25 protein-coding genes are annotated in these 26,387 nt (G+C 61.3%); 11 read left to right on the forward strand and 14 right to left on the reverse strand.

Going from position 1 to position 26,387, the window contains the following annotated elements:
* Positions 1-125 precede the first annotated feature (125 nt).
* A complete protein-coding gene (locus tag B0W55_RS20810; protein WP_077047798.1) occupies positions 126-1,436 on the forward strand; it encodes an MFS transporter in 1,311 nt (436 codons plus the stop codon).
* Between the two features lie 60 nt (positions 1,437-1,496).
* A complete protein-coding gene (locus B0W55_RS20815) occupies positions 1,497-2,300 on the forward strand; it encodes an IclR family transcriptional regulator (protein WP_077047799.1) in 804 nt (267 codons plus the stop codon).
* 5 nt (positions 2,301-2,305) lie between these two features.
* On the opposite strand, the gene B0W55_RS20820 is transcribed toward B0W55_RS20815, so the two are convergent.
* Both B0W55_RS20820 and B0W55_RS20825 read right to left on the reverse strand, forming a co-directional pair.
* Positions 2,306-2,581: a hypothetical protein gene (locus B0W55_RS20820; RefSeq protein ID WP_077047800.1), complete on the reverse strand. Its 276-nt coding sequence runs from the start codon at positions 2,579-2,581 to the stop codon at positions 2,306-2,308.
* 206 nt (positions 2,582-2,787) lie between these two features.
* The gene (locus tag B0W55_RS20825) at positions 2,788-3,522 is read right to left on the reverse strand and encodes a thioredoxin family protein (RefSeq protein WP_077047801.1); all 735 of its coding nucleotides are present in this window, start codon (positions 3,520-3,522) and stop codon (positions 2,788-2,790) included.
* Between the two features lie 178 nt (positions 3,523-3,700).
* On the opposite strand from B0W55_RS20825, the gene B0W55_RS20830 reads away from it, so the two are divergent.
* Positions 3,701-4,090, forward strand: a complete 390-nt coding sequence (locus tag B0W55_RS20830) for a transcriptional regulator (RefSeq protein ID WP_077047802.1) — start codon at positions 3,701-3,703, stop codon at positions 4,088-4,090.
* 126 nt (positions 4,091-4,216) lie between these two features.
* Here the strand turns inward: B0W55_RS20830 and B0W55_RS20835 are convergent, their stop codons facing one another.
* From B0W55_RS20835 to B0W55_RS20845, 3 genes are all read right to left on the reverse strand, one after another.
* Positions 4,217-5,086 carry a DUF6279 family lipoprotein gene (locus B0W55_RS20835; protein ID WP_077047803.1) on the reverse strand — a complete coding sequence of 290 codons (870 nt, stop codon included), beginning with the start codon at positions 5,084-5,086 and terminating at the stop codon, positions 4,217-4,219.
* Between the two features lie 78 nt (positions 5,087-5,164).
* Positions 5,165-5,887 carry a TorF family putative porin gene (locus tag B0W55_RS20840; RefSeq protein WP_077047804.1) on the reverse strand — a complete coding sequence of 241 codons (723 nt, stop codon included), beginning with the start codon at positions 5,885-5,887 and terminating at the stop codon, positions 5,165-5,167.
* A 214-nt stretch (positions 5,888-6,101) separates the two neighbouring features.
* Positions 6,102-6,290, reverse strand: a complete 189-nt coding sequence (locus B0W55_RS20845) for a hypothetical protein (RefSeq protein WP_028621608.1) — start codon at positions 6,288-6,290, stop codon at positions 6,102-6,104.
* 351 nt (positions 6,291-6,641) lie between these two features.
* Here B0W55_RS20845 and B0W55_RS20850 point away from each other — a divergent pair, with 351 nt between their 5' ends.
* The 5 genes from B0W55_RS20850 to B0W55_RS31230 all read left to right on the forward strand — a co-directional run bounded on the left by B0W55_RS20850 (position 6,642) and on the right by B0W55_RS31230 (position 11,585).
* Positions 6,642-7,478, forward strand: a complete 837-nt coding sequence (locus tag B0W55_RS20850) for a S1 RNA-binding domain-containing protein (RefSeq protein WP_077047805.1) — start codon at positions 6,642-6,644, stop codon at positions 7,476-7,478.
* Positions 7,479-7,820: 342 nt separating this feature from the next.
* Entirely contained in the window at positions 7,821-9,266 is a 1,446-nt protein-coding gene (locus B0W55_RS20855) for an NCS1 family nucleobase:cation symporter-1 (RefSeq protein ID WP_077047806.1), read from the forward strand.
* Positions 9,267-9,434: 168 nt separating this feature from the next.
* Positions 9,435-10,367, forward strand: coding sequence for a DMT family transporter (locus B0W55_RS20860; protein ID WP_077047807.1), 933 nt, complete (start codon positions 9,435-9,437; stop codon positions 10,365-10,367).
* A gap of 57 nt (positions 10,368-10,424) precedes the next feature.
* Positions 10,425-11,318, forward strand: a complete 894-nt coding sequence (locus tag B0W55_RS20865; RefSeq protein ID WP_077047808.1) for a LysR family transcriptional regulator — start codon at positions 10,425-10,427, stop codon at positions 11,316-11,318.
* Between the two features lie 138 nt (positions 11,319-11,456).
* On the forward strand, positions 11,457-11,585 hold the full coding sequence (locus tag B0W55_RS31230; protein WP_007914492.1) for a PA1414 family protein: 129 nt from the start codon (positions 11,457-11,459) through the stop codon (positions 11,583-11,585).
* A 210-nt stretch (positions 11,586-11,795) separates the two neighbouring features.
* Here the strand turns inward: B0W55_RS31230 and B0W55_RS20870 are convergent, their stop codons facing one another.
* The 6 genes from B0W55_RS20870 to speB all read right to left on the reverse strand — a co-directional run bounded on the left by B0W55_RS20870 (position 11,796) and on the right by speB (position 17,407).
* Complete coding sequence (locus B0W55_RS20870) at positions 11,796-12,047, reverse strand: phosphopantetheine-containing protein (protein ID WP_077047809.1); 252 nt, start codon at positions 12,045-12,047, stop codon at positions 11,796-11,798.
* A 67-nt stretch (positions 12,048-12,114) separates the two neighbouring features.
* Positions 12,115-12,840 (reverse strand): MBL fold metallo-hydrolase, encoded by a 726-nt coding sequence (locus B0W55_RS20875; RefSeq protein WP_077047810.1) that lies wholly within the window; start codon positions 12,838-12,840, stop codon positions 12,115-12,117.
* Positions 12,841-12,925: 85 nt separating this feature from the next.
* Positions 12,926-14,305, reverse strand: a complete 1,380-nt coding sequence (locus B0W55_RS20880; RefSeq protein WP_077047811.1) for a sodium:solute symporter — start codon at positions 14,303-14,305, stop codon at positions 12,926-12,928.
* Positions 14,306-14,458: 153 nt separating this feature from the next.
* Complete coding sequence (locus B0W55_RS20885; protein ID WP_077047812.1) at positions 14,459-15,970, reverse strand: cytosine permease; 1,512 nt, start codon at positions 15,968-15,970, stop codon at positions 14,459-14,461.
* Between the two features lie 54 nt (positions 15,971-16,024).
* Positions 16,025-16,447 (reverse strand): nuclear transport factor 2 family protein, encoded by a 423-nt coding sequence (locus B0W55_RS20890; protein ID WP_077047813.1) that lies wholly within the window; start codon positions 16,445-16,447, stop codon positions 16,025-16,027.
* A 9-nt stretch (positions 16,448-16,456) separates the two neighbouring features.
* Positions 16,457-17,407: an agmatinase gene (gene speB, locus B0W55_RS20895; protein WP_056853080.1), complete on the reverse strand. Its 951-nt coding sequence runs from the start codon at positions 17,405-17,407 to the stop codon at positions 16,457-16,459.
* Between the two features lie 297 nt (positions 17,408-17,704).
* On the opposite strand from speB, the gene B0W55_RS20900 reads away from it, so the two are divergent.
* Positions 17,705-18,598 (forward strand): LysR family transcriptional regulator, encoded by an 894-nt coding sequence (locus tag B0W55_RS20900; protein WP_007984914.1) that lies wholly within the window; start codon positions 17,705-17,707, stop codon positions 18,596-18,598.
* A 5-nt stretch (positions 18,599-18,603) separates the two neighbouring features.
* Complete coding sequence (locus tag B0W55_RS20905) at positions 18,604-19,200, forward strand: tRNA-uridine aminocarboxypropyltransferase (RefSeq protein WP_077047816.1); 597 nt, start codon at positions 18,604-18,606, stop codon at positions 19,198-19,200.
* A gap of 147 nt (positions 19,201-19,347) precedes the next feature.
* Here the strand turns inward: B0W55_RS20905 and B0W55_RS20910 are convergent, their stop codons facing one another.
* From B0W55_RS20910 to B0W55_RS20920, 3 genes are read right to left on the reverse strand one after another with little or no spacing between them, the layout of a single operon-like run.
* Positions 19,348-20,703, reverse strand: coding sequence for an HlyD family type I secretion periplasmic adaptor subunit (locus B0W55_RS20910; RefSeq protein ID WP_077047814.1), 1,356 nt, complete (start codon positions 20,701-20,703; stop codon positions 19,348-19,350).
* Positions 20,704-20,712: 9 nt separating this feature from the next.
* The gene (locus tag B0W55_RS20915) at positions 20,713-22,872 is read right to left on the reverse strand and encodes a type I secretion system permease/ATPase (protein ID WP_077047817.1); all 2,160 of its coding nucleotides are present in this window, start codon (positions 22,870-22,872) and stop codon (positions 20,713-20,715) included.
* A gap of 17 nt (positions 22,873-22,889) precedes the next feature.
* Positions 22,890-24,248, reverse strand: a complete 1,359-nt coding sequence (locus B0W55_RS20920; protein ID WP_077047815.1) for a TolC family outer membrane protein — start codon at positions 24,246-24,248, stop codon at positions 22,890-22,892.
* 595 nt (positions 24,249-24,843) lie between these two features.
* Between B0W55_RS20920 and B0W55_RS20925 the strand changes: the two genes are divergently transcribed.
* A partial coding sequence (locus B0W55_RS20925; RefSeq protein WP_139340951.1) for a retention module-containing protein occupies positions 24,844-26,387 on the forward strand: 1,544 nt, incomplete at its 3' end.

Raw genomic sequence — 26,387 nt, forward strand, 5'->3', positions numbered from 1 at the left:
TTGATGTCGCCTGACACACCGCTTTCGCGAGCAAGCCCGCTCCCACAGTTGATCTCCATGGCAAAGGAGATTTGAGTCAATCCGTTTCACATCGACCTCAATAACCATAAGAAGAGGCACTCCCCATGCAACCGCAAACCCTCACCGGGCAGGCGTCATTGGTGACGCCCAGCCGCAAGCGGTTTTTCATCATGGTCCTGCTGTTCATCACCGTGGTGATCAACTACCTGGACCGCAGCAACCTGTCGATTGCCGCCCCGGCGCTGACCAGCGACCTGGGCATCGATCCGATCCATGTCGGCCTGATCTTCTCGGCGTTCGGCTGGACCTACGCCGCCATGCAGATCCCCGGGGGCTGGCTGGTGGACCGGGTGCCGCCGCGCATTCTCTACACCGTCGCACTGCTGCTGTGGTCGCTGGCCACGGTGATGCTTGGCTTCGCCGCCAGCTTCATTGCACTGTTCGTCCTGCGTATGGCAGTCGGCGCCCTGGAAGCGCCGGCCTATCCGATCAACAGTCGCGTGGTCACCACCTGGTTCCCCGAGCGTGAACGGGCCACCGCCATTGGTTTCTATACCTCCGGGCAGTTTGTCGGCCTGGCGTTCCTGACGCCGGTCCTGGCGTGGCTGCAGCACGAATTCGGCTGGCACATGGTGTTCATCGCCACCGGTGCGGTGGGCATTCTCTGGGCGGCGATCTGGTACGCCGTGTATCGCGAACCCCGGGATTTCAACGGCGCCAACGACGCCGAAATCGAATTGATCCGTGAGGGCGGCGGCCTGGTGGACATCCAGTCCGAGCAAGCCAGGGTCAAGGCCAAATTCAGCTGGACCGACCTGGGCATCGTGCTGACCAAACGCAAGCTCTGGGGCATCTACCTGGGTCAGTTCTGCCTGAACTCGACCCTGTGGTTTTTCCTGACCTGGTTCCCCACCTACCTGGTGAAGTACCGCGGCATGGACTTCATCAAGTCCGGCCTGCTGGCATCGCTGCCGTTTCTGGCGGCCTTCGTGGGCGTGCTGTGCTCGGGGTTCTTCTCCGATTTCCTGATCCGTCGCGGCTACACCGTAGGTTTCGCCCGCAAGCTGCCGATCATCAGCGGCCTGCTGATTTCCACCTCGATCATCGGCGCCAATTTCGTGGAGTCGACGCCGCTGGTGATTGCCTTCCTGGCGTTGGCGTTCTTCGGCAACGGCCTGGCGTCGATCACCTGGTCGCTGGTGTCGACCCTGGCACCGGCGCGGTTGCTGGGCCTGACCGGTGGCGTGTTCAACTTCATCGGCAACCTGTCAGCCATCGCCACGCCGATCGTCATCGGTTTCCTCGCCACGGGTGACTCCTTTGCGCCGGCCATTACCTACATCTCGGTGCTGGCATTGATCGGTGCGCTTTCCTACATTTTGCTGGTGGGCAAGGTCGAACGTATCAAGTTGTAGTCCTGGCACGCGGGCGAACATAATGCCGCCCGTTCACTCGCTCAACGGTAAAGGCTGGATATGCAGGAAGACGCCCCAAAAATCGCCAAGGACGCCGCCCCCACCGGCACCCAGACCCTGCTACGCGGGCTGGGTGTGGTTCAGGCCGTGGCCAGCGGCGCCCGGGACCTGAAGGAAATCGCCCGACTGATCGGCACCACTCGCAGCACCACCCATCGCCTGGCCAGTTGCCTGGTGGATGAGCGTTACCTGCGGGTGGTGCCGCAGGTCGGCTATCTGTTGGGGCCCAAGCTGATCGAACTGGGGTTTCAGGCCCGGGAAGAGTTGCCGCTGGTGACCCTGGCCGGGCCGTATCTGGATGAGCTGTCGGCGCTGACCGGCGACACCATTCACCTGGCCATTCGTGAAGGCGACGAGGTGCTGTACCTGCACAAGAACCCGGGGCGCAACGGGCCAGAAATGCGTTCGCGGGTCGGCCACCGCATGCCGTTGGCGCGCACTGGCATCGGCAAGGCACTGATGCTCGACGACACGCCGCAGGAATGGCAACGTCTGTACGAAATCAGCTTGCCGGCCGGTGGGAAAAATCAGTTCTGGCCTGAACATCCGGAGCAGTCCTGGGAGCAGTTCCGACAGCGGATGCTGGAGTATGTGGCAGGAGGTTATGCCTTCGATCTGGAAGACAACGAGCCGTCGATCCGCTGCGTGGCGGCGCCGATCCGCGATGCCAGCAAGCGCATTGTCGCGGGTATCAGTATCGCCAGCACCGTGCCTTATATGCCGCTGGAGAAAATGGCCGAGCTGATTCCCCTGATCAAAGGGGTGACGGCCCGGCTATCGGCGGAGTTGGGTCTGAAGGTATAGGCCGGTCAGCTCTCGGTTTTCTTCTCGGCAGCGCCCAGCTCCTTGAGGCGCTGATCGATCAACTGGCACTTGTCCGGCAAGTCCTTGGCGGCAGTGCCCAGGTCCATCTTCTGCAACTCATCGTTGATTTCTTTGGCCTTGGCCGGGTTTTGCTCGGTCAGGCGGGTGACTTCCTTGGCCAGTTGTTCGCGCTTGGCGGTGGCTTCCTCGGGCGTGCAGGCCCAGACGGGCAGGGCGCAGGCGAGGGTGGCGGCGAGGGTGAGCTTGAGCAGGGTTTTCATCGGTCAGGCCTCGGTTCCGGTTAAGGCGGGTTAACCGGTTGAGGGGTCAGAGGTGGAAAAAGTTCAGACTCTGCATACCCCAGGAACACCCTCAACCTGGTGTGGGAGCGGGCTTGCTCGCGAATGCGCAGTGTCAGTCGGCATGATATTGACTGACCCACCGCATTCGCGAGCAAGCCCGCTCCCACAGGGGGTCTGGGGTGAGCCTATTCGCTGTGGCAGCAACTTAACTTCTGCGCCTGTTCGTATTTGTCGTGATGCCTTACCCACTCCATGATTTCATCTTCATTGCGCCCCTTGGGCGTCAGGTCAAGGTAGTTGTAGGCGCCCACCAGCAAGTCCAGGCCCCGGGCATAGGTGGAATAGGTGTGGAAAATCTCCCCGGCGTCATTGCGATAAAACACGCTCAGGCCTGGGAGTTCTTCTTCGCTGCCGTCCGTTTTTTCGTAGTTGTACGTCGCCTTGCCAGCGGCCACGTCTTCGGCCCGGGCCGAGACGCCAAAGTCGTAATTGAAATCGCAGCCGGCGGATGACACCCAGTCGAATGTCCAGCCCATGCGCCGCTTGAAGGCCTGGAATTGTGCGAACGGTGCGTGGGAGACCGCCACTACCGCCACGTCGTGATGGGCCAGGTGCTGATTGGCGCCGTCGATGTGGTCGGACAGGAACGAGCAGCCGGGGCAACCCTCGTCCCAGCCTTCGGCGAACATGAAATGGTAGATGACCAACTGGCTGCGACCGCCAAACAGGTCAATCAGCTTGAGTGCGCCCTGGGGGCCCTGGAAGCGATAGTCCTTGTCGACTTTCACCCAGGGCAGGGCGCGGCGTTCGGCGCTGAGGCGGTCGCGTTCCTTGGTGAAGGCTTTTTCGTGGGCCAGGTGCTGCAGGCGGGCGGCGAGCCATTCTTCCCGGGACACGACGGGATGATTCTGAAGGTTCATGACGATTTCTCCTGCGTGGGGCTGGGAGGTGACTTACACAGCCTAGTCGTTTGGCCCCTGGGCAATTCGACATGCCGCCGGTCGGTCAGGGCCAAATGCCAAGCTGAACGGCTACCGACGGCGCCGGTCACAACCTATGAAGGCCCACTTACTGACGGCCACCGGAGGTTGAATCAGGATGACGACTTATAACTGGGATTTGATTGAGCGCTTGCTGCACGAAGTGCAACACGGTGAAGCCAGCTTTACGCCACGGCCCTATGCCGAACAGTACGCTGCGCAGAAAGCCACCGAAGGCGAGGAGACTGAAAACCTCGACCATCTCAAGGCCGTCGCCGGTGAATATGAAAAGCTGTTGTTGACGCGGGGCTACATCGAGCCTCGGCCGCAAGAGCAGGGTGGCACGGGGTCCAATTACATTCTCACCGCACGGGGTTCCAGCTTGTTGAGCATGATCGACAGCAGTATCCCGGGTAATGACCACCCGCGGCAGGTGCTCGATGAGCAGGAAGATGCGCTGGACGAACTGACGTTCGATGAAGTGGCGTCCAAGGCGCAGATTGCCTGAGGCGTACCGCAATACCTTTGTGGGAGCGGGCTTGCTCGCGAATGCGGACTGTCAGGCACAATCAATGTCGACTGAACCACCGCTTTCGCGAGCAAGCCCGCTCCCACAGGGTTCTACGTATGCCCGTTAGCCCTGCTTGGCACCCTTCAGGCATTTCAAATCACCGAAGTCCTTCTTCACCCCTTCTATTTTCGTCAGCAACTTCTGCCGTTGCGTCGGGGTGCTTTCTGCCATCAAGTCCACGAACAACGAGCGCGCCTGGGCTTCGGTCTTGGCGAAGGCTTGCTTGTATTCCGGGGTCCATAGACGCTCACGGTTCACCAAGAGCGTCTCGATCCGTCGTGGGAACTCGGGGCTCTGACGCTGCGCCACGGCCGCACTGAACTGCTTCTGCCAATGAACGCGGTTGGCCAGCCACTGAGTGTTCTGGTCACCCAAGGCGTTGGACCAGGCCACGACCCGCTGTTGCTGGGCTGCATTGAGCGGGCCCAACCAGTCGTTCAAACGTTTTTGCATGCGCTCGGTGCGTTCCTTGATCTGCTGATCGAGGGAGGGCTTAAGGTATTCCTCCTGGCGCTTGCGCTGGTCCTTGGCGAAGGCGTCGTTCATTTCCGCCACCTGTTTGTCATCCAGACCCTGCAGCAACTCGACCGCCGAGGGGGTGATCTCCTTGGCGGTTTCGGCAATGGCCTGTTCGGCTTCTTCGGTGCGCGCCTGCAGGGCGGCGTCTGTCACCTGGTTGCTCGCCACCATGGTCTTCAATCGATCGAGCCAGTCGAGGTAGCCCGGCATTTGCGTCGAGCAGTGCCAGCTCAGGTGTTCCTTGAGACGCTCGTTGAGCCAGCCTTTCTGCTCGCCGTTCATGTCCAGGTAATCGCTTAAGGTCCAGGGAATGATGACGTCGAGGTTGCGGTAGGCCAGCCCCATACGGCTGCACGCGCCGAGGGCCAGGGTGATGGTGAGCACAAAGGCGATGTGGGTTAACCAGCGCGACATGGGCGAATCCTTGCGAAAGCCTGGCTTCGGGGAACTGATGCTTATCTGAACGCAGAATGAGTGCGGCAGTTCAGCCGATCAATAGAAGGCGCGTTCGGCCTTGAGCGTGACCAGCCCGTCGCACTGGCTGTTGTGCCCGGAGTAGGCCGAGCAATCGCTGCCGCTGAGGCTGGAGTCGCTGTAGATCAGATTGAGATCGATGCCCATGAAGGGCCGGGACAGTTTCACCGACCAATCGGTAAAACTGCCGACATAGCCATCGTCCACCGCCACCGGTGTGATCAACCGGTGGGTGGTGTACTTCATGCTGATGCCGATGCCGAAAGGCGGGTTGCCGCCCAGGTCGGCGAACAGCGTGCTGTTGCGCTTGTCCGGGTCGTTGCTCAATGCGGCGCCGAAACGGCTGCCGTACAGGGTCAGGCCGCCGAACAGTTCCTGGCTGTCGAGCGTCTCCACTTCGGGATAGCTGTAATGGATGACACCGACTTCATAGCCGAGTGTCTGGTCGAAGGGGTGTTTAAAGCCCGCGTAGGAATCGATCTCGAAGTTGCTGCCTGGACTGATGCCCATGCTGGGCGACCATTGGCCAACGTAGAAGCCGCTGTCGTGACTGAGGTCCAGACCGCCATGGAACGAGCCGACGGCGGAAGGTTTGACCAGGCCCTGGGCCATGCTGCGGCTGGGGCTGGTGCCCAGTTTGAGATCGAAATCACCCAGTTCACGCTGAAAGATTTGCGCCTGGGCCACCGAGCAGGCCAAGAAGCTGGTGAGCAGTAGTAATAAGCGAGAGGAGTGGGGCATGCGTCGCTCCTTGAACAGCGGCTGCAGCCTTGTTGACTGGAAACGCTTGATCTAGACGCGTGCAAGCATACCGGCGAATGATTGGCATCGAAGCCCGTTCGTCGATTTTTGCAAAATTGGAGAGTCAGGAGGGGATGTTTGAGGTTCGAGCGGGGGGATCCAGCCCAAGCGCTTCGAAGTTCAAAGCGCCTGTGGACCAGATGAGGCGAACGTCTTACTTTTTGCCGAGGGTGATCTGCTTGGACGGGCCGAACGTCTGGCCGCTGACGCCCTTGGCAATTTGCTGGATTTCACCGCCGGATTTGAGGAACGCAGCGATCTGGTTGTTGATCGATTCGCTGGTTTCAACGGCTGGAGCTGGCTTTGCTTTGCTGGTGGATGCTTTTACGCGCATGGCGGCCATTAACCTGTAGAAAATTAACTTGGCCAGGCATCGTACAGGAATTAGCCAGCCTTTGCTTGCCTAATATCCCCCGGATAATTGACCGAGGGGCGGGATAAAAGACGCATTAAATAGTTGAAAAACTCCCCTAAGTCGCTGTTTTAAATAAAAACAGGGCGGTCAGTAAAATCATTTCCGGTCCCGATGGCAGTGACGAAAGCCAAGGAAGCCGTCTGACGAGTGGCCGATGGGGCCGGCAAAAACCGCGAAAATCGAGGCCTTCAAGGGATTTTCCAGCGCCACCGCAGCGGGCTGCCAAACGCGGCCGGCAAAAACGGGTAGAATGCCGCCCACGCAATGAGGGTATTGGACATGGCTTTAGTCGGGCGTTACAACAGTTTGCAAGTGGTTAAACACACTAACTTCGGTTTATATCTGGACGGTGGCGCGGATGGCGAAATTCTTTTGCCTAATCGTTATATTCCAAAAGATATTCCCAGCGAAGATGAAGACTGGCTAAACGTATTTGTTTATCTGGACAGCGATGACAAACTTATCGCAACTACCGAAAAGCCGAAAGTTCAAGTAGGTGAATTCGCCAGTTTGAAAGTTGTTGAAGTCAACAGCATTGGCGTGTTCCTCGATTGGGGCCTGCCGAAGGATCTGTTGCTGCCGTATTCGGAAGAGAAGCGTCAGATGACGGCCGGTGAATACGTCGTCGTCCACGTCTACCTCGACAAGCACACCCGCCGCATCACCGCGACGGCACGCCTGGACCGCTACCTGGACAAGACCCCGGCCAACTACACCCCGGGCCAGGAAGTTGACCTGCTGGTGGCCGAAGCCACCGACATGGGCTTCAAGGCGATCATCAACAACAAGCACTGGGGCCTGATTCACAAGAACGAAATCTTCAAGTTCATGCGCGCGGGCAAAGAAGAAAAAGGCTTCATCAAGGAAGTGCGCGCCGATGGCAAGATCAGCCTGAGCCTGCAACCGGTCGGTCAGGAAGCGGCCACCAGCCTGAACGCCAAGATTCTTGCCAAGTTGCGCGAGAACAACGGCACGCTGCCCGTCAGCGACAAGAGCGACCCGACGCTGATCAGCAGCATGTTTGGCGTGAGTAAGGGCAACTTCAAGAAGGCTATCGGTGCGCTGTACAAGAACGGCCAGATTGTCATTCACGCCGATCGTATCGAACTGAGCTGAATCCCTGGTTCGCCAACGCCATTCGGTGTTGGCGTCTGCAGCGCTGCCACACGACGAGGTGTGGCAGCGACGCTGCAATCGGTTGACTGCGTAGCCGTCACCCTTTCCCATGTATACAAAGACTGTGCACCGTTTGCAGGCGCCAATGCCCTGTTCATGGGCATTGGCGGCCGCCTGTATGCGCCTTTGACACCTCGATAAACCTTCGAAAACCTTGATCTGTCACACCTTTGCGGTGCATGGCACGCATTCTGCCTAGCAACTCGTATACAAACAATGTCGTCTCCCGTACGCAGTGTGCGCGTCACACGGGTCCGGGGGCGCTTTCGAGGAGCTCCGCGAATGACCGAGCAATTGCCCAACGGCTACAGCCCGCGCTTGTACAACCAGGATCTGGGACCGCTGCCGCAAAAATGGAATTGGTACAACATCTTCGCGTTCTGGATGAGTGACGTGCACAGCGTCGGCGGTTATGTATTCGCTGCCAGCCTGTTCGCCCTTGGGCTGGCCAGTTGGCAGGTGTTGATCGCCTTGCTCGGCGGCATCTGCATCGTGCAGCTGATCGCCAACCTGGTGGCCAGGCCGAGCCAGCAGGCGGCGGTGCCGTACCCGGTGATCTGCCGGCTGGCGTTCGGGGTGTTCGGGGCGAATATTCCTGCGGTCATCCGCGGGCTGATCGCGGTGGCCTGGTACGGCATCCAGACGTACCTGGCGTCCAGTGCGCTGATCATTGTGGTGCTGCGTTTCTTCCCGTCCATGGCGGTGTACGCCGAGCCGCATTTCGCCGGTTTGTCTTACCTGGGCTGGTTCGGTTTCCTCAGCCTGTGGCTGGTTCAGGCGCTGGTGTTCTGGGCTGGCATGGAGTCGATCCGGCGCTTCATCGACTGGGCCGGGCCGGTGGTCTACGGCGTGATGTTCATGCTCGCCGGGTGGATTGTCTGGCAGGCCGGCTGGAGCAACATCAGCTTCACCCTCGCGGAAAAATCCCTCTCGGGCTGGGAAGCGTTCGGACAGGTGATCGTCGCGATGGCGCTGGTGGTGTCGTACTTTTCCGGGCCCACCCTGAATTTCGGTGATTTCAGCCGTTACTGCCGGAGCATGTCTGACGTGCGCCGCGGCAATTTCTGGGGCCTGCCGGTGAATTTTCTGGCGTTCTCCCTGGTCACCGTGGTGATTGTCTCGGGCACCTTGCCGGTGTTCGGCGAAATGCTCCACGACCCGATTGCCACCGTGGCACGGATCGACAACAGCGTGGCCGTGTTGCTTGGCGCATTCGCCTTTGTCACCGCCACCATCGGCATCAACATCGTCGCCAACTTCGTGTCGCCGGCCTTCGACTTCGCCAACGTCGCCCCGAGCAAAATCAGCTGGCGCGCCGGGGGCATGATCGCGGCGGTCGCTTCGATCTTCATCACCCCGTGGAACCTGTTCAACAACCCGGAAGTGATCCACTACACCCTGGATGTACTGGCGGCCTTCATCGGTCCGCTGTTCGGCATTTTGCTGGTGGATTTCTACCTGATCAAAAAACAGCAGATCGACGTCGATGCGCTGTTCGATGACAGCCCGAGCGGGCGCTACTACTACAACGGCGGGGTCAACTGGACGGCGGTCAAGGCCCTGGTGCCGGCAACGTTGATGGGCGTGGCGATCACCTTCACCCCGGTGCTGCAACCGATGGCCAACTTTGCCTGGTTCACCGGCTGCTTCCTGGGCGGCGTGCTGTTCTTCATGCTCGCCCGCCGTGAACAGGCGCAGCGACCGGTCGCGCTGGCCACGGCCGGATGACGCAGGCGGGCACTTAAAGGTCTCTGACAAGCGGCATTTTCTGGCCATCTGGTTAATAATCGACAGCATTATTTTTCGCCCCGCCAGCGCGTGTTCAACGGGCAGGCCGGGGCTTTGTTTTGACTGTCGAGTGCCTGCCATGTTTTTTGTCGCTGTCGAGATCTTCAAGTGAGCGCCACACGGCGCAGCACCGATGGTTTTGCCCTGCAAGTGATGCTGGGCCTGTGCCTGATCTGGGGCGTGCAGCAGGTGATGATCAAGTGGGCGGCGCCCGACATTGCCCCGGTCATGCAGGCGGCCGCGCGTTCAGGCATTTCTTCGTTGCTGGTGGGCTTGCTGATCTGCTGGAAGGGCGGCTGGGACCAGGTGGGCAACACCTGGCGCGGTGGCCTGTTGGCCGGCGCCTTGTTTGGGCTCGAGTTCTTCTTCATCTCCGAAGGCCTGCAACTGACGACGGCGGCGCACATGTCGGTGTTCCTCTACACCGCGCCGATTTTCACGGCGTTGGGCGTGCATTGGCTGTTGCCCAGTGAGCGCTTGAGGCCGGTGCAATGGCTGGGGATCATGCTGGCGTTCATCGGCATCGGCATCGCGTTTGCCGGCGGGGTGTCCTGGGACAATCTCGACCGACGCATGCTGATGGGCGATGCCCTGGGCGTATTGGCCGGTGCCGCTTGGGGCGCGACCACGGTGGTGGTGCGGGCCTCGCGACTGTCGGAAGCGCCGGTGACCCTGACCCTGTTCTATCAATTGATTGTCGGCTTCGTCGGCCTGTTGCTGATCGCCTTGCTCAGCGGCCAGATCACCCACGTCAGCCTGACCGGCGTGATGGTGACCAGCGTGCTGTTCCAGGGCGTGGTGGTGTCGTTCTTCAGCTACCTGGTGTGGTTCTGGCTGCTGCGCCGTTACCTGGCGGCCAATCTGGCGGTGTTCTCCTTCATGACGCCGTTGTTCGGCGTGACCTTCGGCGTGGTGTTGCTGGGTGAGAAACTCAGCCTGAACTTTGTCATCGGTGCGGTACTGGTACTGCTGGGGATCACCTTCGTCAGTGCCGAACAGTGGGTGCGTCGCCGCTTGCGCCGGATGCTGGGGCAGGGCTGATTGACATTCTTTTAAAAAGAACAATAGTGGGTGACTTGTTCTTATTTGGAGAATGACGTGGAATTCAGCCAATTGCGCATCTTCCAGGCGGTGGCGCAGGAAGAGTCCATCACCCGTGCCGCCGAGCGCCTGCATCGGGTGCCGTCCAACCTGTCGACCCGGCTTAAACAACTTGAAGAACAGTTGGGCGTCGAACTGTTCGTTCGTGAGCGTCAGCGCTTGCAGTTGTCGCCTGCGGGAAAAGTCCTGCTGGACTACACCGCCAAACTGTTCGCCCTGCACGATGAGGCCCACGCGGCGGTCCAGGGCGGGCAACCGGCCGGGGACTTCGTGCTGGGCACCATGTACAGCACTGCCGCCATTCACCTGCCGGCGCTGCTGGCGCGCTATCACCGGCGGTACCCGGCGGTGAACCTGCAGGTGCAGTCCGGGCCCAGCGGCGAGCTGCTCGAGGGCATCCTGACCGGCCGCCTCGACGCGGCGCTGGTGGACGGCCCGCCGGAGCTGGCGGTAATCGATGGCGTGCTGCTGTGCGAGGAACGGCTGGTGCTGATCAGCGAAGCCGACCACCCGCCGGTGCTCAGCGCCCGGGATGTGGAAGGGCGTTCGGTGTTCACCTTTCGTCAGGGCTGTTCGTACCGGATGCGCCTGGAATCGTGGTTTTCCCATGACCAGGCGGCCATGGGCCGGGCGATGGAGATCGAGTCCTACCCGGGGATGCTGGCCTGCGTGATCGCTGGCTCCGGTGTAGCCCTGATTCCAGAGTCGATGCTCGCCAGCCTGCCGGGCCGTGAAAGCGTGGCGGTCCACCCGCTGCCGGAGCCTTTCGCCAGCGCAACCACCTGGCTGATGTGGCGCAAAGGCATGGTCGGGGCCAACCTGAACGCATGGATCGAGGAGCAGCAGGCAGTCTTTCCGTCGGCACAGCGCCAGATAGAAGCGATTGCATGATTTAATGTTGCCGATTGTGATCGATTCAGTAACAGATCATTGCCACTTTGGGCGAGCATTGCTCAGGACTTCGGACTATTATCAGTTCGAAGCGGCTACAGAATTAGGGTCGCTCGGCACTACCCTGAAGGGGGCATCATGAAAGAGAAAATCCAAAACTGGCTGCATGACCTGGGTGTCGCGCTCGGTTTGATCGAACCGCCTCTGCAACCTGTGCCTATTCGCACCGACGACGAACAACGTCGACGTCAGCAACGTCGCAGGTAAGGCCTGCCGACTGCAGACGAGGGGCTTTCCGAGCTGGCAGAGTTTTAGTCTCCAGACAGCTTTTGTGGCGAGGGAGCTTGCTCCCGCTGGGCCGCGAAGCGGCCCCTCTGGATCAAATTGTTTCAATTCTTGCGCGTTGACATGTTTTGCAAGGGCTTTGTCCTTGGGCGGGAGCAAGCTCCCTTGCCACGCAAAGCGTGTTCGCTTTCATCAATGCCGCCCAATCTCCATCAAAAACCGACTCAAATCATTCGCCGTCCTGGCCGATTTGAGCATCCGGTCTTCTTCGGCGGTAAACGCCGTCAAACCCAGCTCGTCTTCCAGATGGAAGATCAAATCCTCGATATCGGCCGTATCCAGTCCCAACTGCGCCAGGCTGGCGTTGTCGTCGAAGTCATCTCGACCCTCCAGCAGGCGGCTGATGAAACTGTGCACGGCGGCGCGGACGGCGGCTCTTTTCATGATGATTCTTCGAGGGCGTGAGTGGCGCTGTCCCTGCGGGGGCTCCTGCAAATCAGTACAGCAGGCTTCAGCCGTGTGAGCGTTGCCACTCGTCAATCATGTTGCGCAGGCGTTCCCCGGAAAAACTGCCGAAGTGCCCGCCATGCACCGTGCGGATCGGCAAGGCGCGCAGGCGTTGCAGACTCTTGGCATAGTCATCGAGATCGGAGTGGTAGGCATCTTCGATCAACGGCCCGTCGTAGATGATGTCGCCGCTGAACAGGGTTTCGGTCGCCGCCTCGTACAGGCTGATACCGCCCGGCGAATGTCCCGGGGTGTGCAGCACCTGCAGCACCCGGTTGCCCAGGTCCAGCACATCGCCTTCTTCGATCGTGCCGGTGGCCGGCGCCGCCTTGACCCGATATTCGGCGTAGCACAATGGACAGTCAGGATGGGCCTCGAACATCTCGTCACCGACAAACGCCCGACTCAAATCGTTCTCGCCGTCCGGCGCGGCGAGGATCTGCGCTTCGGCGGGGTGCACCAGGCGTTCGGCGAATTCGTGATGCCCGGCAATGTGATCGAAATGGCAATGACTGGCCACCGCCACCAGCGGCCGCTCGGTGATCCACGGCAATTGTTCGCGCAGGCTGACCAGCCCGGAACCGCTGTCCAGCAGCAGGTCTTTGTCGCGGCCCTGAATGTGCCACAGGTTGCAGCGGTAGAAGGGGCGAATGTACGGCTCATGGATCAGGCGGATGCCATCGCTGAGCGGTTTGACCTCGAACCACTGGTCGCGAGAAACAATCTTCATCAACAGTTTTCTCCAGACGAAAAAAAACGGGTGTGGCAACCGACGCCACACCCGTCGAAGAAAGCATCAAGTCGTTATGTTCAGCTTAGGCCGCGCTTGCCAGGGTCGCCGGGCGACGGGACATCAGGCTGATCACCACGAAACTCACCAGGCCTACGGCCAGGCTGTAGTAGATCGGGGTGTTGGCATCCAGACCGTCCTTGACCATGAACAGCAGGGCCGTGGCGAAACCCATGCCCATGCTGGCGATGGCGCCGGCGGTGGTCGCGCGTTTCCAGAAGATCGCACCGATCAGCGGGATCAGCATGCCGCCCACCAACAGGTTGTAGGCCAGGGTCAGAGCGCTGATCACGTCGTTGACCACCAGGGCGATGCCCAGGACCACCACACCGGTCAACAGGGTGACGACACGGTTCAGACCCAGGCTCGAGGCCTTGCCGCCACGCAGTTTCGGCAGCAGGTCTTCGGTCAGGGTGGTCGCGGCGGCGAGCAGGCCGGCGCTGGCGGTGGACATCATGGCGGCCAGGGCCGCGGCGATCACCAGGCCACGGATACCGTCCGGCAGGGACAGTTTGACGATGGCGGCGAACGCGTTGTTGACGTTGTCCAGGTCCGGGATCAGCACGTGAGCGGCCATGCCGATCAGGGCACAGGCCAGGCCGTAGATGATGCAGTAGATACCGGCGGCGGTGCCGGCCACCTGAGCCACTTTGGCGGTCTTGACGGTGAACACCCGTTGCCAGATGTCCTGACCGATCAGGATGCCGAAGAAGTAGATCATGAAGTAGGTGATGATGGTGTCCCAACCGATGGTGGTGAAGCTGAAGCTTGCCGCCGGCAGTTTCAACACCAACTCATCCCAGCCGCCCACGCGGTACATACAGATCGGCAGCAGGATGAACATCAGGCCAACGGTCTTGATCACGAACTGGACGATGTCGGTCAGGGTCAGCGACCACATGCCGCCGATGGCCGAGTAGATCACCACCACGCCACCCCCGAGCAGTACCGAGACCCAGAACGGCAGACCGAACAGCACTTGCAGTACGGTGCCGATCGCCAGGATCGAGGTCACGCCGATCATCAGCGCGTACGCCAGCATGATCACCGCGCTCGCGGAGCGAGCCATCGGGTTGTAGCGCTTTTCCAGCACCTGGGTCACGGTGTAGATCTTCAGTTTCAACAGCGGTTTGGCCAGGAACAGGTTCAGCGCCACGATCCCGCAACCCAGTGCGGCGCAGAGCCAGAAGCCGGAGATGCCATGCACGTAGCCCAGACGCACGGTGCCCACGGTGGACGCGCCACCCAGGACCGTGGCCGCCATGGTGCCCATGTACAGGCTCGGGCCGAGGTTACGACCGGCGACCAAAAAGTCTTCGTTGGTCTTGGCCTTGCGCATGCCGTAGTAGCCCAGTATCAGCATCGCGGCGGCGTAGATGAGTACGACGAATAAATCCAAAGCCATGATGGCGTGTCTCCGATTGTCTTTTTTATGTGAGGCTAAGTATCAATCCCGTGTGGGAGCGGGCTTGCTCGCGAAGAGGACGGCACATTCAACATCGATGTGACTGACAGACCGCTTTCGCGAGCAAGCCCGCTCCCACAGGTAAAGCGTTTATCAGGCGACTTGTCGCATCGCCGGTTTTGCGAGCGAATCCTTGCCCTTGCTGCGTGAGTCATTCGGGCCGTACACCGCGCTCGTTTCCGGGAACAGGCTCAGCAGCACCAGGTACACCACCGAGGCCAGGCCCAGGGTCACCGGCAAACTGATGTCGATACCGTCAGCCAGATTGCCCAGCGGTCCGACGAATTGCCCCGGCAGGTTCACGAAGCACAGGCCGACGGCCGCACTCGGGATCCATGCACCCAGGCCACGCCAGTTCCAGCCGTGGGTGAACCAGTAGCGCCCACCTTTCTCACCGCGGGTGAATACCTGCAGGTCATCCGGGCAATAGAAGCCGCGACGCACCAGCAGGCCGATGATCATGATCACCATCCACGGGGTGGTGCAGGTGATGATCAGCACCGCGAAGGTCGATACGCTCTGCACCAGGTTCGCCGCGAAGCGACCGATGAAGATGAAGGCAATCGACAGCACGCCGATCAGCAACGTCGCCTTGACCCGCGACAGCACCCGCGGGAACACGCTGGACATGTCCAGCCCGGTGCCATACAGCGACGTGGTGCCGGTGGACATGCCGCCGATCACCGCAATCAGGCACACCGGCAGGAAGAACCAGCTCGGCGATACCGCCAGCAGCCCGCCCACGTAGTTGTTGGCCGCGATGTAGTCCGGTGCCTTGATCGCTACGATGGTCGCGGTGGTCAGGCCGAACAGGAACGGAATGAAGGTCGCGATCTGCGAGATCACCACCGCCGCCATGATGCGGCGCTTGGAGGTCTCACGCGGGATGTAGCGCGACCAGTCACCCAGGAACGCACCGAAGGAAATCGGGTTGCTCATGGCCACCAGCGCAGCGCCGATGAACGCCGCCCAGAACCCCGGTTGCCCCATGTTCACGGTGCCGGCGTAGTTCACATCGAAAGGTCCGGCGAAGGCGAAAATGCCCAGCAGGAACAGCAGGCTGGCGCTCCACACCGCGATCTTGTTGACCCACAGCAAAAAGCGGAAGCCATAGATGCACACCGTCAGCACCAGGATCGCGAACAGACCGTAGGCCAGGCCCAGGGTCAGGTCGGTTTCCGGCAGGCCGATCAAGCGCTTGGCGCCGCCGATCAGCGCATCACCCGAACTCCACACCGAGAGCGAGAAGAAGGCGATGGCGGTCAACAGCGACAGGAACGAGCCAACGATGCGCCCGTGCACGCCGAAGTGTGCACCGGAAGACACGGCGTTGTTGGTGCCGTTGATCGGCCCGAACAGGCCCATCGGCGCCAGGATCAGCGAACCGAGCAACACGCCCAGCACAATCGCCCAGACGCCCGCCTGGAAAGACAGGCCGAACAGCACCGGGAAACTGCCGAGCACGGCGGTGGCAAAGGTGTTGGAACCACCGAAGATCATCCGGAACAAATCCGTCGGGCCTGCGGTGCGTTCGTTGTCCGGGATCTGTTCGACCCCGTGGGTTTCAATCTGCGTAAGGCTTTGGTCGTTGTTGTTGTTATTCATGATCTGCTCCGATCATAAAGGCGCGCTCATCGTGTGTGAGCGTCACCTGTTTGGCTAAGGGGTTGGCAGCCCTTCCGGCATTGCGGACAAATGTTCGTGACAGGCCAGCCACAGGCCTTGTTGTTCTTGGCCAGACGCTTGTTTCTTGAAAACAATCGTCTCGCGCTCCTGGCTGAAGTGTTGCTCCCCTTGCATGCGCAGCTCGGTGGCCACGTCATGGATGAAAATCGCCACGTCACCCTGCAGGCTGACGAAAGCGTTGCTCGAGGTGCACGAGAGCACCTCGAAGCCATCCTCGGCACGCCAGCTGTCCCACAACGCCTGGTAGGCATCGCGCGACAGCAACGGCTGTTCGAGGGTGTAGAAGACGAAGCTGGCATCGGCGCTGAACGCGCCGAAGTAGGCTTCGCGATCGTTACGGGCGAAGGCGGACACCAGGTCGGCGGCCGCTTTCAGAACCTGATCACGTTCGTTCATGACCGATCCTCAGCGATGAACCACGCCTGGCAGTACGCAGAGCATTTCGTACAGCAGGTTGGCGGCCAGCAGCGAGGTGTTACCGGTGGTGTCGTAAGCGGGCGAGACTTCTACCAGATCGCAACCGATCAGGTCGAGGCCCTGGCAACCACGGACGATCTCGATTGCCTGGATGGTGGTCAGGCCGCCGATTTCCGGGGTGCCGGTGCCAGGGGCCCAGGCCGGGTCGATGCCGTCGATGTCGAAGCTCAGGTATACCGGACCGCCGCCGACTTTCTCGCGGACTTCGGCCATCAGCGGGGCCAGGGATTTGTGCCAGCACTCTTCGGCCTGGACCACACGGAAGCCCTGGTTGCGGCTCCAGTTGAAGTCGTCGGCGGTGTAGCCCTGGGCACGCAGACCGATCTGTACGACGCGGTCCGGGTCGATCAGGCCTTCTTCGACGGCGCGACGGAAGGTGGTGCCGTGGGCGATTTTCTCGCCGAACATGTGATCGTTCACATCGGCGTGGGCGTCGATGTGTACCAGGCCGACCTTGCCGTGCTTTTTGTGGATGGCACGCAGGATCGGCAGGGTGATGGTGTGGTCGCCGCCCAGGGTCAGCGGGATCACGTCATGTTCGAGGATGTTGTCGTAGGATTCTTCGATGATCCGTACGGCATCCAGCAGATTGAAGGTGTTGATCGCCACATCGCCGATGTCGGCCACCGACAGCGAGTCGAACGGCGCGGCACCGGTGGCCATGTTGTACGGGCGGATCATCACCGATTCGGCGCGGATGTCACGCGGCCCGAAGCGGGTGCCGGGGCGCAGGGAAGTACCGATGTCCAGGGGCACGCCAACGAAGGCAGCGTCCAGGCCGGCAGCGGTCGGTACATGGGGGAGTCGCAGCATGGTGGCGATGCCGCCGAAGCGCGGCATTTCATTGCCGCCCAGTGGTTGGTGAAGAATCTTGTCCACGGGTAGGGCCTCATCGTCGTTGTTTTATTTATGTCGGTCACGCCGGTCGGGGAGACACGGGCACCGCTTTGGGCCGATTCTGCGAAAGGTAGTGGCCGGAAAGAATCGCTACGCGCAAATACTTAGTTCAGATTTTTCTAAACTAATGGCAGGCGCGGAGATAGACTTCCACCCCTACGAACATCCCTGTAGGAGCTGCCGAAGGCTGCGATCTTTTGATCTTCAACGATCAGGATCAAAAGATCGCAGCCTTCGGCAGCTCCTACAGGGAGGTGGCTGAATTTCTCTGGAGCCCCCATGGCCAACGCTTTACCCGACCTGAAACTATTGCGCATCTTCGTCAGCGTGGTGCGCCATCAGGGATTCGCCAACGCCCAGCAAGAGCTCAACCTCTCGACCTCGGCCATCAGCACCTACATGAGCCAGCTCGAATCGGCGCTGGGCCTGGTGCTGTGCCATCGTGGCCGGGGCGGGTTCAGCCTGACCAGCAAGGGCGAATTATTCCACCAGGAAACCCTGCGTCTGTTGGGCGAGCTGGAAGGTTTCGAGCAATACGCCGCCGCGCTCAAGGGCGAACTGCGCGGCACGCTGAACCTGGGGGTGATCGACTCCACGGTCAGCGACAAGGCCTTGCCGTTCGCCGAAGCCATCGGCGCCTACAGCCAGGAACACCCGGCGGTGCACCTGCACTTGTCGGTCATGAGCCCCTACGAATTGCAACTGGGCGTGCAGGACAACCGCCTGGACCTGGCCATCGGCGCGTTTTCCACGCGCATGAGCGGCCTGGTGTACATGCCGCTGTACCGCGAGCAGCACTGGTTGTACTGCAGCACGCGCCACCCGCTGTTCAACGAGCGGCGCATTCCCGAACAGGTCATTACCCAGCAGCGCATGGTCGGGCGCGGCTACTGGAGCCAGGCCGAACTGGCCCGCCACGGCTTCAAGCACAGCGCGGCGACGGTGGAGAGTATGGAGGCGCAGCTGATCCTGGTGCTGTCCGGGGCCTACATCGGCTACCTGCCGGAGCACTATGCCCAGGCCTGGGCCGACAAGGGCGACTTGCGCGTGCTGTTGCCGGCCACCTTCGGCTATCAGGCGCCGTTCTCGATGATTGTGCGTCGGGGCCGCAGCCGCGAGCCGCTGATCCAGACCTTTCGTGATCTGCTCAAAGCACAACTGAACCAGGCGTGAACGACATGTCCAGAATCCAGTGCCCCCGTTGCCTGCGTCCGCAAAGCCATTGCCTGTGCCCGCTGATCCCCAGCCTCGACAGCCGCACCCGGGTGTTGCTGCTGCAGCATCCGAGCGAGGTGAACCACGCATTGAACACCGCGCGGCTGGCGGCCCTGGGCTTGACCAATGCCGAGTTGATCGTCGGCGAAGTGTTCGAGGACTTGCCGCGGCTGTTGAATCAACCGGGGTATCGGGCACGGCTGTTGTTTCCGGGCGACGATGCGCAGCCGATGCACGCGTACGACGCAACCGAAGAGCCGCTGCTGCTGGTGGTACCGGACGGCACCTGGCGCAAGGCGCGCAAGATGCTGCACCTCAATCCGCTGCTGGCGGCGTTGCCCAGGGTGACTTTGGCGGAAGGTGGCGTGTCCCGATACCGGTTGCGCAAGGCTCCGGGACCGGGGGCGTTGTCGACGGTGGAGGCAATAGTGCAGGCGTTGCAGGTGCTTGAAGCGCCTGTCAGTTTCGAGCCTTTGTTGAAACCGTTCGAGGCGTTGATCGAGGGGCAGATTGCGGCGATGGGGCAGGAGACTTTCCAGCGTAATCATGGGCAGAAGTAGTCGCTGAATCTGCCGGCCCCTTCGCGAGCAAGCCCGCTCCCACAGGGATAGGTGTCGTACACAAATCATGTGAACACTACAAAACACTGTGGGAGCGGGCTTGCTCGCGAAGAGGCCCTATCAATCACAGAGGTTCTAGCAGACTGCCTAACGCTCGCGCATCGCCTCAGTCCGCGCCTTCAACACCGGTTTAAGCAGGTAATCCAGCACCGTTTTCTCCCCGGTAATGATGTCCACCGTCGCCACCATCCCCGGGATGATCAGCAGCGGTTTCACGTCCCCGCCCAAATGGTTTTTATCGGTGCGCACCTGGATCAGGTAGAAGCTGTTGCCCTTGTCATCGGTGATGGTGTCGGCGCCGATCAGTTCCAGTTTGGCGCTCAGGCCGCCGTAGATCGTGTAATCGTAGGCACTGAACTTGACCATGGCTTTCTGCCCCGGATGCAGGAACGCGACATCCTGTGGCCGCACCTTGGCCTCGATCAGCAGGTTGTCTTCGAACGGCACGATTTCCACCATGTCACTGCCCGGCTGGACCACGCCGCCAATGGTGTTGACCTTCAGCACCTTGATGATGCCCTTGACCGGCGACACTACCGTAGTGCGGGTCACGCGGTCGTCGATGGCAATGCTCGAGGCGGTGATTTTCGACAGGTCAGTGCGTTTCTCATTCAGTTCCTTGGCGGCGTCCGAGCGGAAGCTTTGCTCCGACTCGTCGATCTTGCTGCGGATCTCGGCAATCGCCGATTCCGCCCGGGGGATCGCCAGGGTGGTGGCGTTCAGCGAGCCGCGAATCTCCACCGCGCTGCGCTTGAGCCGCAGGATCTCCACCGGTGAAACCGCGCCGGTCTTGACCAAAGGCTCGGACATGGCCATCTCCTGATTGACCAACGCCAGGCTTGATCCGTACTGCCCGGCCTTGGAGCGGAACTCCGCCAGCTCCTGGGTTTTTTGCCGAAGCTGTTCGGTCAGCGTGCGCTGTTCGCTGGCCAGCCGCCGTTGCCGTTGTTCATACAGCGAGCGCTCGTCTTCGGCCACTTGCGGCGCCTTGGCGATCACTTCATCCGACAGTTTGAAGGGGCGGCCTTCGGCCTCTGCCGACAGCCGTTCCACCTGCGCCGTCAGCGCATACCGATCAGCCTCGCTCTCGCCCTTGTTCGACAGGTAGCGGGTGTCATCCAGGCGCAGCAGGGTGTCGCCCTTGTTCACCATCTGGCCTTCGCGCACGAAGATTTCGGTGACGATGCCGCCCTCGAGGTTCTGGATCACCTGCACCTTGCTCGATGGAATCGCCTTGCCTTCGCCCATGGTCACTTCCTGCAACACCGCGAACTTGGCCCACACCAGCGCACTGATCAACAGCGCCGCCGCCAGCCACACGGTGATGCGCGACCAGCGCGGCGTATCCTGCAGCGAGGCACCGGCGGTTTCCGGCATGAACTCGACTTCAGCGCTTTTGTTGAAACTGTTGAAGTAGCCTCTTGAACCTTGATCGGCGGACATGGGCTGCTCCTAGACGGCCGCAGAGCCGACGCGGCCCTTGCGCAGTGCATCGATAACCGCTTCTTTCGGGCCGTCGGCGACGATCCGTCCGTTATCCAGCACCACCAGCCGATCCACCAGGCTGAGCATCGAGGTGCGGTGGGTGACCAGCAGCACGGTCTTGCCCTGGACCCAGCCGTGGAGCTTTTGCCGCAGGACATCTTCGCTGCTGTTGTCCATGGCGCTGGTGGGTTCATCGAGCAGCATGATCGGCGGGTCCAGCAGCAAGGCCCGGGCCAGCAACACGGCTTGGCGTTGACCGCCGGAAAGCAATTGCCCGCGCTCGCCCACGGGGCGGTCGAAGCCCTGCGGATGTTGCCGTGCCAGTTCGGTGACACCGGTCAATTCCGCCACTTCCAGCATGCGCGAATCGCTGATGTAGCGCGCGCCCAGGGTCAGGTTGTCGCGCAGGCTGCCGGCCAGCAGCGGCAGGTCGTGGGCGACATAACCGATCTGATGGCGCAGGTCGGCGACGTCCAGTTGCCGCAGGTCCAGGCCATCGAGCAGCAACTGGCCTTCCTCCGGTTCGTAAAAGCCCATCACCAATCGACCCAGGGTACTTTTGCCCGAGCCGCTGCGGCCGATGATGCCGATCCGTTCGCCGGGTTTGACGCTGAAGCTGACATTGGCCAGCGCCGGGGCGTTCTGGCCGTTGTAGTGGAAGGTCACGCCCACCACATCCAGCGCGCCTTGCAGCTGCGTGCGTTCCAGCGGCCGTTGCCGGGCGTCGCGCTCCTGGGGCAGCGACATCAGGGCGTCGGTGCTTTTCATGGTCAGTTGTGCTTGCTGATAGCGGGTGATCAACCCGGCGATCTGCCCCAGGGGCGCCAGCACGCGGCTGCCCAGCATGTAGGTCGCCACCAGCGCCCCCACGCTCAGGTTGCCGGCAATGATGCTGTAGACCCCGGCGACGATGGTCGCCATGCCGGAAAACTGCTGGATGAACAGGGTGCCGTTGGTCGCCAGCGCTGCCAGGTTGCGGGCGTGGCTATCGAGGCGGGTGAGGGCGCCGTGGGTGCTTTCCCATTTGTGCTGGCGCTCGCTTTCGGCGCTGCAGGCCTTGAGCGTTTCGAGGCCGCCGAGGGTTTCGATCAGCAGGGCCTGGCGTTCGGCGCCCAGGCTCAGGCTTTTCTGCACGGTGTCGCGCAGCCGCGCCTGAATCACCATGGCGAAAATGATGGTGATTGGGAACGCCAGCACCGGGATCACCACCAGCCAGCCACCGAGCAAACCGATCACCACCAGCATCAACAGGGCGAAGGGCAGATCGATCAGGCTGGTCAGGGTCACGGCGGTGAGAAATTCACGCAGGCCCTGGAAGTCATGGATGCTCTGGGCAAAGCCACCGATGGTTGCCGGCCGCGCCTTCATCGCCATGCCGGTGATGCGCTCGAACAGGGTCGCGGAGAGGATCACGTCGGTTTTCTTGCCAGCGGTGTCCAGCAGATGTGCGCGCACCACCCGCAGCACCAGTTCGAAACCGGTGCCGATCAGCAAGCCGATGGACAACACCCACAGGGTCGAAGTCGCCTGGTTCGGCACCACGCGGTCGTAGGTCTGCATCACGAACAACGGCACCATCAGCCCCAGCAGGTTGATCAGGAAACTCGCCAGGATCGCATCGCCATACAGCCATTTAGACAGCTTCAGGGTGTCGCGAAACCACGCTTGCACTCGCGGCACCAGGGGCGAGCGCAGGTCTTCGAGTTCATGCCGGGGCCGGGCGAACAGGGCCTGGCCGCTGTAGTGTTCGGCCAGTTCTTCAGGCTTGATCCATTGTTCGCCGCCGTCGGCTTCGCTGGGCAGGATCAGTACTCGGCCGTCCTCGCCGATGCGCCGCAGCACGGCGGTGCGGCCATTGTTGAGCAGCAGCAACACCGGCAGGTTGAGCGGGGAAATGTCCTTGAGGTCGCGGCGCAGCAGGCGCGCCTGCAGACCGGCCCGGGCCGCTGCGCGGGGCAGCAGGTCCAGGCTCAGGCGTTGGTGTGCCATAGGCAGCCCGGCACTGAGGCTGGCGCGACTGACCGTCGCGCCGTGGAGTTTGCAGAGGATCAACAGACCGTCCAGAAGCGGGTCATCGAAGCTCAGGCGCGGATCGACACCGGTGTTGCCGGGTTCCATGCTCGTCACATTGTCGCTCCCGTGCACTACTTCAGTTCAGGCAAACGCGCTTCGTTTTTCACTTCGGTCTGGGCGATCGCATCGGCGGGCAGCACCACCCGCTGTTTGCTCAGCAACTGACCCATGTTCGCCAGTACACGGTACATCGAATATTCCTCGGTGTAGCGCACTTCGGTGTAGCGACGGTTGGCGTTGTACAGTTCGTTTTCGCTGTCCAGCAGGTCGAGCAGGGTACGTTGACCCAGGCCGAACTGGTCCTGATAGGCCACGCGCACGCGGCGGCTGGTGTCGGCGTACTCACGGGCAGTGGGGGTTTGTTTCTTGGCGTTGACCATGGCGTTCCAGGCCAGGTGGATGTTCTCGTTGAGCTGGCGCAGGGCATTGTTGCGGATGTCCATCGCCTGGTTGATCTTGTGCGCGTCCGATTGCAGCCGTGCCTTGTCGCTGCCGCCGCGGAACAGGTTGTAGTTCATCACCACGCCCACGCGCCATTCGTTGTCGTGCCCTTCTTCGCCGGCGATGTTGTTGTTGGCGCCCACCGCGGCTTCGGCGTCGAAGCGCGGGTAGAACGGCGACTTGGCGACTTCGTACTGGCTCTCGGCCGATTGCACGTCGGCCTGGGCCGATTTCAGGTAGGGGTTGTTGTCCACCATGCTCTGCTGGGCTTCCTGCAGGGACGCCGGCACTTCGCCGCGAATCGAAGGCGGTGCTTCCAGCTCATCGGGCAGGCGCCCGACCACGGCGGCGAAGTTCGACTCGGCATCCGCCAGATCCACTTCGGCGGTATCGAGGTTGTTTTCCGCCAGCGCCCGACGAGCGGTGGACTGGTCGGAGTCGGCGTTGCTGCCGATGCCGCGCTGGGTCCGCAGGCCGATCTGGTCGTTGACCCGCAAATGCGCCTGCAGGTTGTTCTTGGCCAGAGTCACCAGTTCGCGACGCTTGAGCACTTCGAGGTAAACCTCGGTGGTGCGCAAGGCCAGGTCCTGCGCAGTGCCCTGGGCGTAATAGGCCCGGGAGTTGACCACACCCTTGGTACGTTCGACTTCGTTGGCGGTGTTGAAGCCGTCGAACAGCATCTGCCGCAGGCGCAGCTCCGACTGGGTGTAGTTGAGGATTTCCGTGTGGTGATTGCCGAACGCCCGGGTGTTGGTGTTATCGCTGTAGCCGCGCCCGTAAGCCGCGTTGAGGTCGACCGATGGATAGAAGCCCCCCTTGGCGACCTTCACGTCTTCGTCAGCCGACAGACGGCTGTCCACCCGCGAGGCCAGTTCCGGGTGAGTGGCGATCGTGCTCTGTATCGCTTCGGTCAAGGACATGGCCTGAGCCTGGTGTGTGCAGGCCATGGCCAATAAAACTGCGGCGCAGAGGGGGGTTAAACGGCACATGGTGCATCTCCCTGGAGTCCTGATGGTGCTTTATCAGTCGCCAATTATTTGACGACATTTATAGGTAAAGCGTTTCACGCGTTTTACAGAAGAGCTAAGAACATTCTGGAGAGAACCTAAGAAGCTTTTCTCATAAGACTTATGCCGAAAAAAACTTATGCGCTCCGCAAAATCCAGCACATTGTTCAGTTGCGAAGCCCTTGATTTATGAGCTTTAGGGCGCTCATCAGGGTTTGGGAAAAGTTCCAATCCACTTATCGACATAGAGCGGAGAAGTGCTGGAGGGGAGGGAAGCGAAGCGGTTCTGGGTGACAAATTTTTGTCACTTGAGTGATTCAGAATCGTTACGCATCGCCCGCAGGGCACGTTGTCCAGCAGTGAGTTCCGATGCCATTGATTGCAAAGGGATTTATCTGCGTCGTAGACAACGCTCGCGGGCTACATACCCGGGCAAGATCGCCGCCGGGTCAGCGATTGACTTCAGGTAATCGCTGACCGGCAGACGATCCGTCCGGGTGAACCCGCAAAGCCGTCCACAGAGCATTCTCCGCAACAAAAAAAGTGCCGACAGCGGTTGGCAGCGGAGGGAATGCACATGGCAACGCTCATCGGTATCGTCAGTAAAGTCATCGGCCAGGTGTTCGCGGTAGCGGCCGACGGCACCCGTCGCACGCTGGTGGAGGGCGACCGGTTGTTCGCCGGCGACCAGCTCATCACCGGGGCTGAAGGCGCGGTGGCGGTGCATTTGCAAAATGGCCAGGAGCTGACCCTCGGACGCGGCAGCAGCCTGCAGATGACCGCGCAGTTGCTGGCCGATGAATCCCCTCACCTGAACACCAACGAAGCGGTGACGCCGAGCCAGGCGCAACTGAGCGACGTCGAGCAACTGCAAAAAGCCATTGCCGCCGGTGACGACCCGACGCAGACCGCCGAAGCCACGGCGGCCGGACCGGGTACGACCGGGCCTGCCAACGGTGCAGCGGGCGGCGGCCACAGTTTCGTGCTGCTTGAGGAAGTGGGCGGGCGAGTCGACCCGACCATCGGCTTTCCGACAGCCGGTTTCAATGGCATCCCCGAGTTTCCCGAGGCGCGCTTCAATGGCGACGCCAACCCTGACGCCGCCGCTCAGGCGCCGGTGATCACAGCGCCGGTTCCCCCTGTGAATAACCCGGTGACCCTCAGCGGGCTGTCGGTGTCGGGGGGCGAACTGACCCTCAACGAAGCCAACCTGGCGGACGGCTCGGCCAGCAATCCGGCGGCCCTGACCCAGAGCGGCACTTTCACCGTCACCGCCCCTGACGGGCTGACCAGCCTGAGCATCGGCGGGATCAACGTCATCAGCGGCGGTGTCGCCGTGGGCTTCCCGCAATCGATCACCACGCAGTTGGGCAGCACCCTGACCATCACCGGGTACAACCCGGCCACGGGCGTGGTCAGCTACAGCTACACCCTCAACGGCAGCGAGACCCATTCGGCCGGTGACGGCACCACCCTCAGCGAACATTTCACCGTGGTGGCCGGGGACAGTAACGGCGACACCACCACCGGCTCCCTGGACGTCAACATCACCGACGATGTGCCCAAGGCCATCGACGACAACAACGGCGTGGCCTCGGAAACCCAGCTGACCCTCAACGGCAACGTGCTGACCAACGACATACAAGGCGCCGATCGCGTGCCGGTCGGGGAAAATGCCGGGCCGATTACGCCCGGTACTTTTGTGGGGGTGTATGGCACCCTGGTGCTCAACGCCAACGGTACTTACACCTACACCCTCAACACCAGCGACGCGGATTTCAAAGCCCTGCATGGTGGCGGCAACGGCACCGAGACCTTCACTTACACCCTGACCGATGCCGACGGTGATAGCAGCACCGCGAACCTGGTGCTGAACATCCACAACAACGACGATGGCGTGACCATCAATGGGCTGAACGTCGAGGGTGGCGAGCTCACTGTCTACGAGAAAAACCTTGGCGACGGCAGCAGTCCGGACGCTGGCGCACTCACCCAAAGCGGCACCTTCACCATCACGGCGCTGGATGGCGTGCAGTCGCTGACCATCGGCGGCATCAATGTGGTGGTCGGTGGTGTCAGCGCAGGCTTCCCGCAATCCATCACCACGCCATTGGGCAGCAC

This window comes from Pseudomonas sp. KK4 (genome assembly GCF_001984065.1).
Lineage (GTDB): Bacteria > Pseudomonadota > Gammaproteobacteria > Pseudomonadales > Pseudomonadaceae > Aquipseudomonas.

Excerpts from the sequence above, each read along its gene's own strand:
- B0W55_RS20810 (WP_077047798.1), top strand. The coding sequence starts at position 126 with ATGCAACCGCAAACCCTCACCGGGCAGGCGTCATTGGTGACGCCCAGC.
- B0W55_RS20815 (WP_077047799.1), top strand. The coding sequence starts at position 1,497 with ATGCAGGAAGACGCCCCAAAAATCGCCAAGGACGCCGCCCCCACCGGC.
- B0W55_RS20820 (WP_077047800.1), bottom strand. The coding sequence starts at position 2,581 with ATGAAAACCCTGCTCAAGCTCACCCTCGCCGCCACCCTCGCCTGCGCC.
- B0W55_RS20825 (WP_077047801.1), bottom strand. The coding sequence starts at position 3,522 with ATGAACCTTCAGAATCATCCCGTCGTGTCCCGGGAAGAATGGCTCGCC.
- B0W55_RS20830 (WP_077047802.1), top strand. The coding sequence starts at position 3,701 with ATGACGACTTATAACTGGGATTTGATTGAGCGCTTGCTGCACGAAGTG.
- B0W55_RS20835 (WP_077047803.1), bottom strand. The coding sequence starts at position 5,086 with ATGTCGCGCTGGTTAACCCACATCGCCTTTGTGCTCACCATCACCCTG.
- B0W55_RS20840 (WP_077047804.1), bottom strand. The coding sequence starts at position 5,887 with ATGCCCCACTCCTCTCGCTTATTACTACTGCTCACCAGCTTCTTGGCC.
- B0W55_RS20845 (WP_028621608.1), bottom strand. The coding sequence starts at position 6,290 with ATGGCCGCCATGCGCGTAAAAGCATCCACCAGCAAAGCAAAGCCAGCT.
- B0W55_RS20850 (WP_077047805.1), top strand. The coding sequence starts at position 6,642 with ATGGCTTTAGTCGGGCGTTACAACAGTTTGCAAGTGGTTAAACACACT.
- B0W55_RS20855 (WP_077047806.1), top strand. The coding sequence starts at position 7,821 with ATGACCGAGCAATTGCCCAACGGCTACAGCCCGCGCTTGTACAACCAG.
- B0W55_RS31230 (WP_007914492.1), top strand. The coding sequence starts at position 11,457 with ATGAAAGAGAAAATCCAAAACTGGCTGCATGACCTGGGTGTCGCGCTC.
- B0W55_RS20870 (WP_077047809.1), bottom strand. The coding sequence starts at position 12,047 with ATGAAAAGAGCCGCCGTCCGCGCCGCCGTGCACAGTTTCATCAGCCGC.
- B0W55_RS20875 (WP_077047810.1), bottom strand. The coding sequence starts at position 12,840 with ATGAAGATTGTTTCTCGCGACCAGTGGTTCGAGGTCAAACCGCTCAGC.
- B0W55_RS20880 (WP_077047811.1), bottom strand. The coding sequence starts at position 14,305 with ATGGCTTTGGATTTATTCGTCGTACTCATCTACGCCGCCGCGATGCTG.
- B0W55_RS20885 (WP_077047812.1), bottom strand. The coding sequence starts at position 15,970 with ATGAATAACAACAACAACGACCAAAGCCTTACGCAGATTGAAACCCAC.
- B0W55_RS20890 (WP_077047813.1), bottom strand. The coding sequence starts at position 16,447 with ATGAACGAACGTGATCAGGTTCTGAAAGCGGCCGCCGACCTGGTGTCC.
- B0W55_RS20900 (WP_007984914.1), top strand. The coding sequence starts at position 17,705 with ATGGCCAACGCTTTACCCGACCTGAAACTATTGCGCATCTTCGTCAGC.
- B0W55_RS20905 (WP_077047816.1), top strand. The coding sequence starts at position 18,604 with ATGTCCAGAATCCAGTGCCCCCGTTGCCTGCGTCCGCAAAGCCATTGC.
- B0W55_RS20910 (WP_077047814.1), bottom strand. The coding sequence starts at position 20,703 with ATGTCCGCCGATCAAGGTTCAAGAGGCTACTTCAACAGTTTCAACAAA.
- B0W55_RS20920 (WP_077047815.1), bottom strand. The coding sequence starts at position 24,248 with ATGTGCCGTTTAACCCCCCTCTGCGCCGCAGTTTTATTGGCCATGGCC.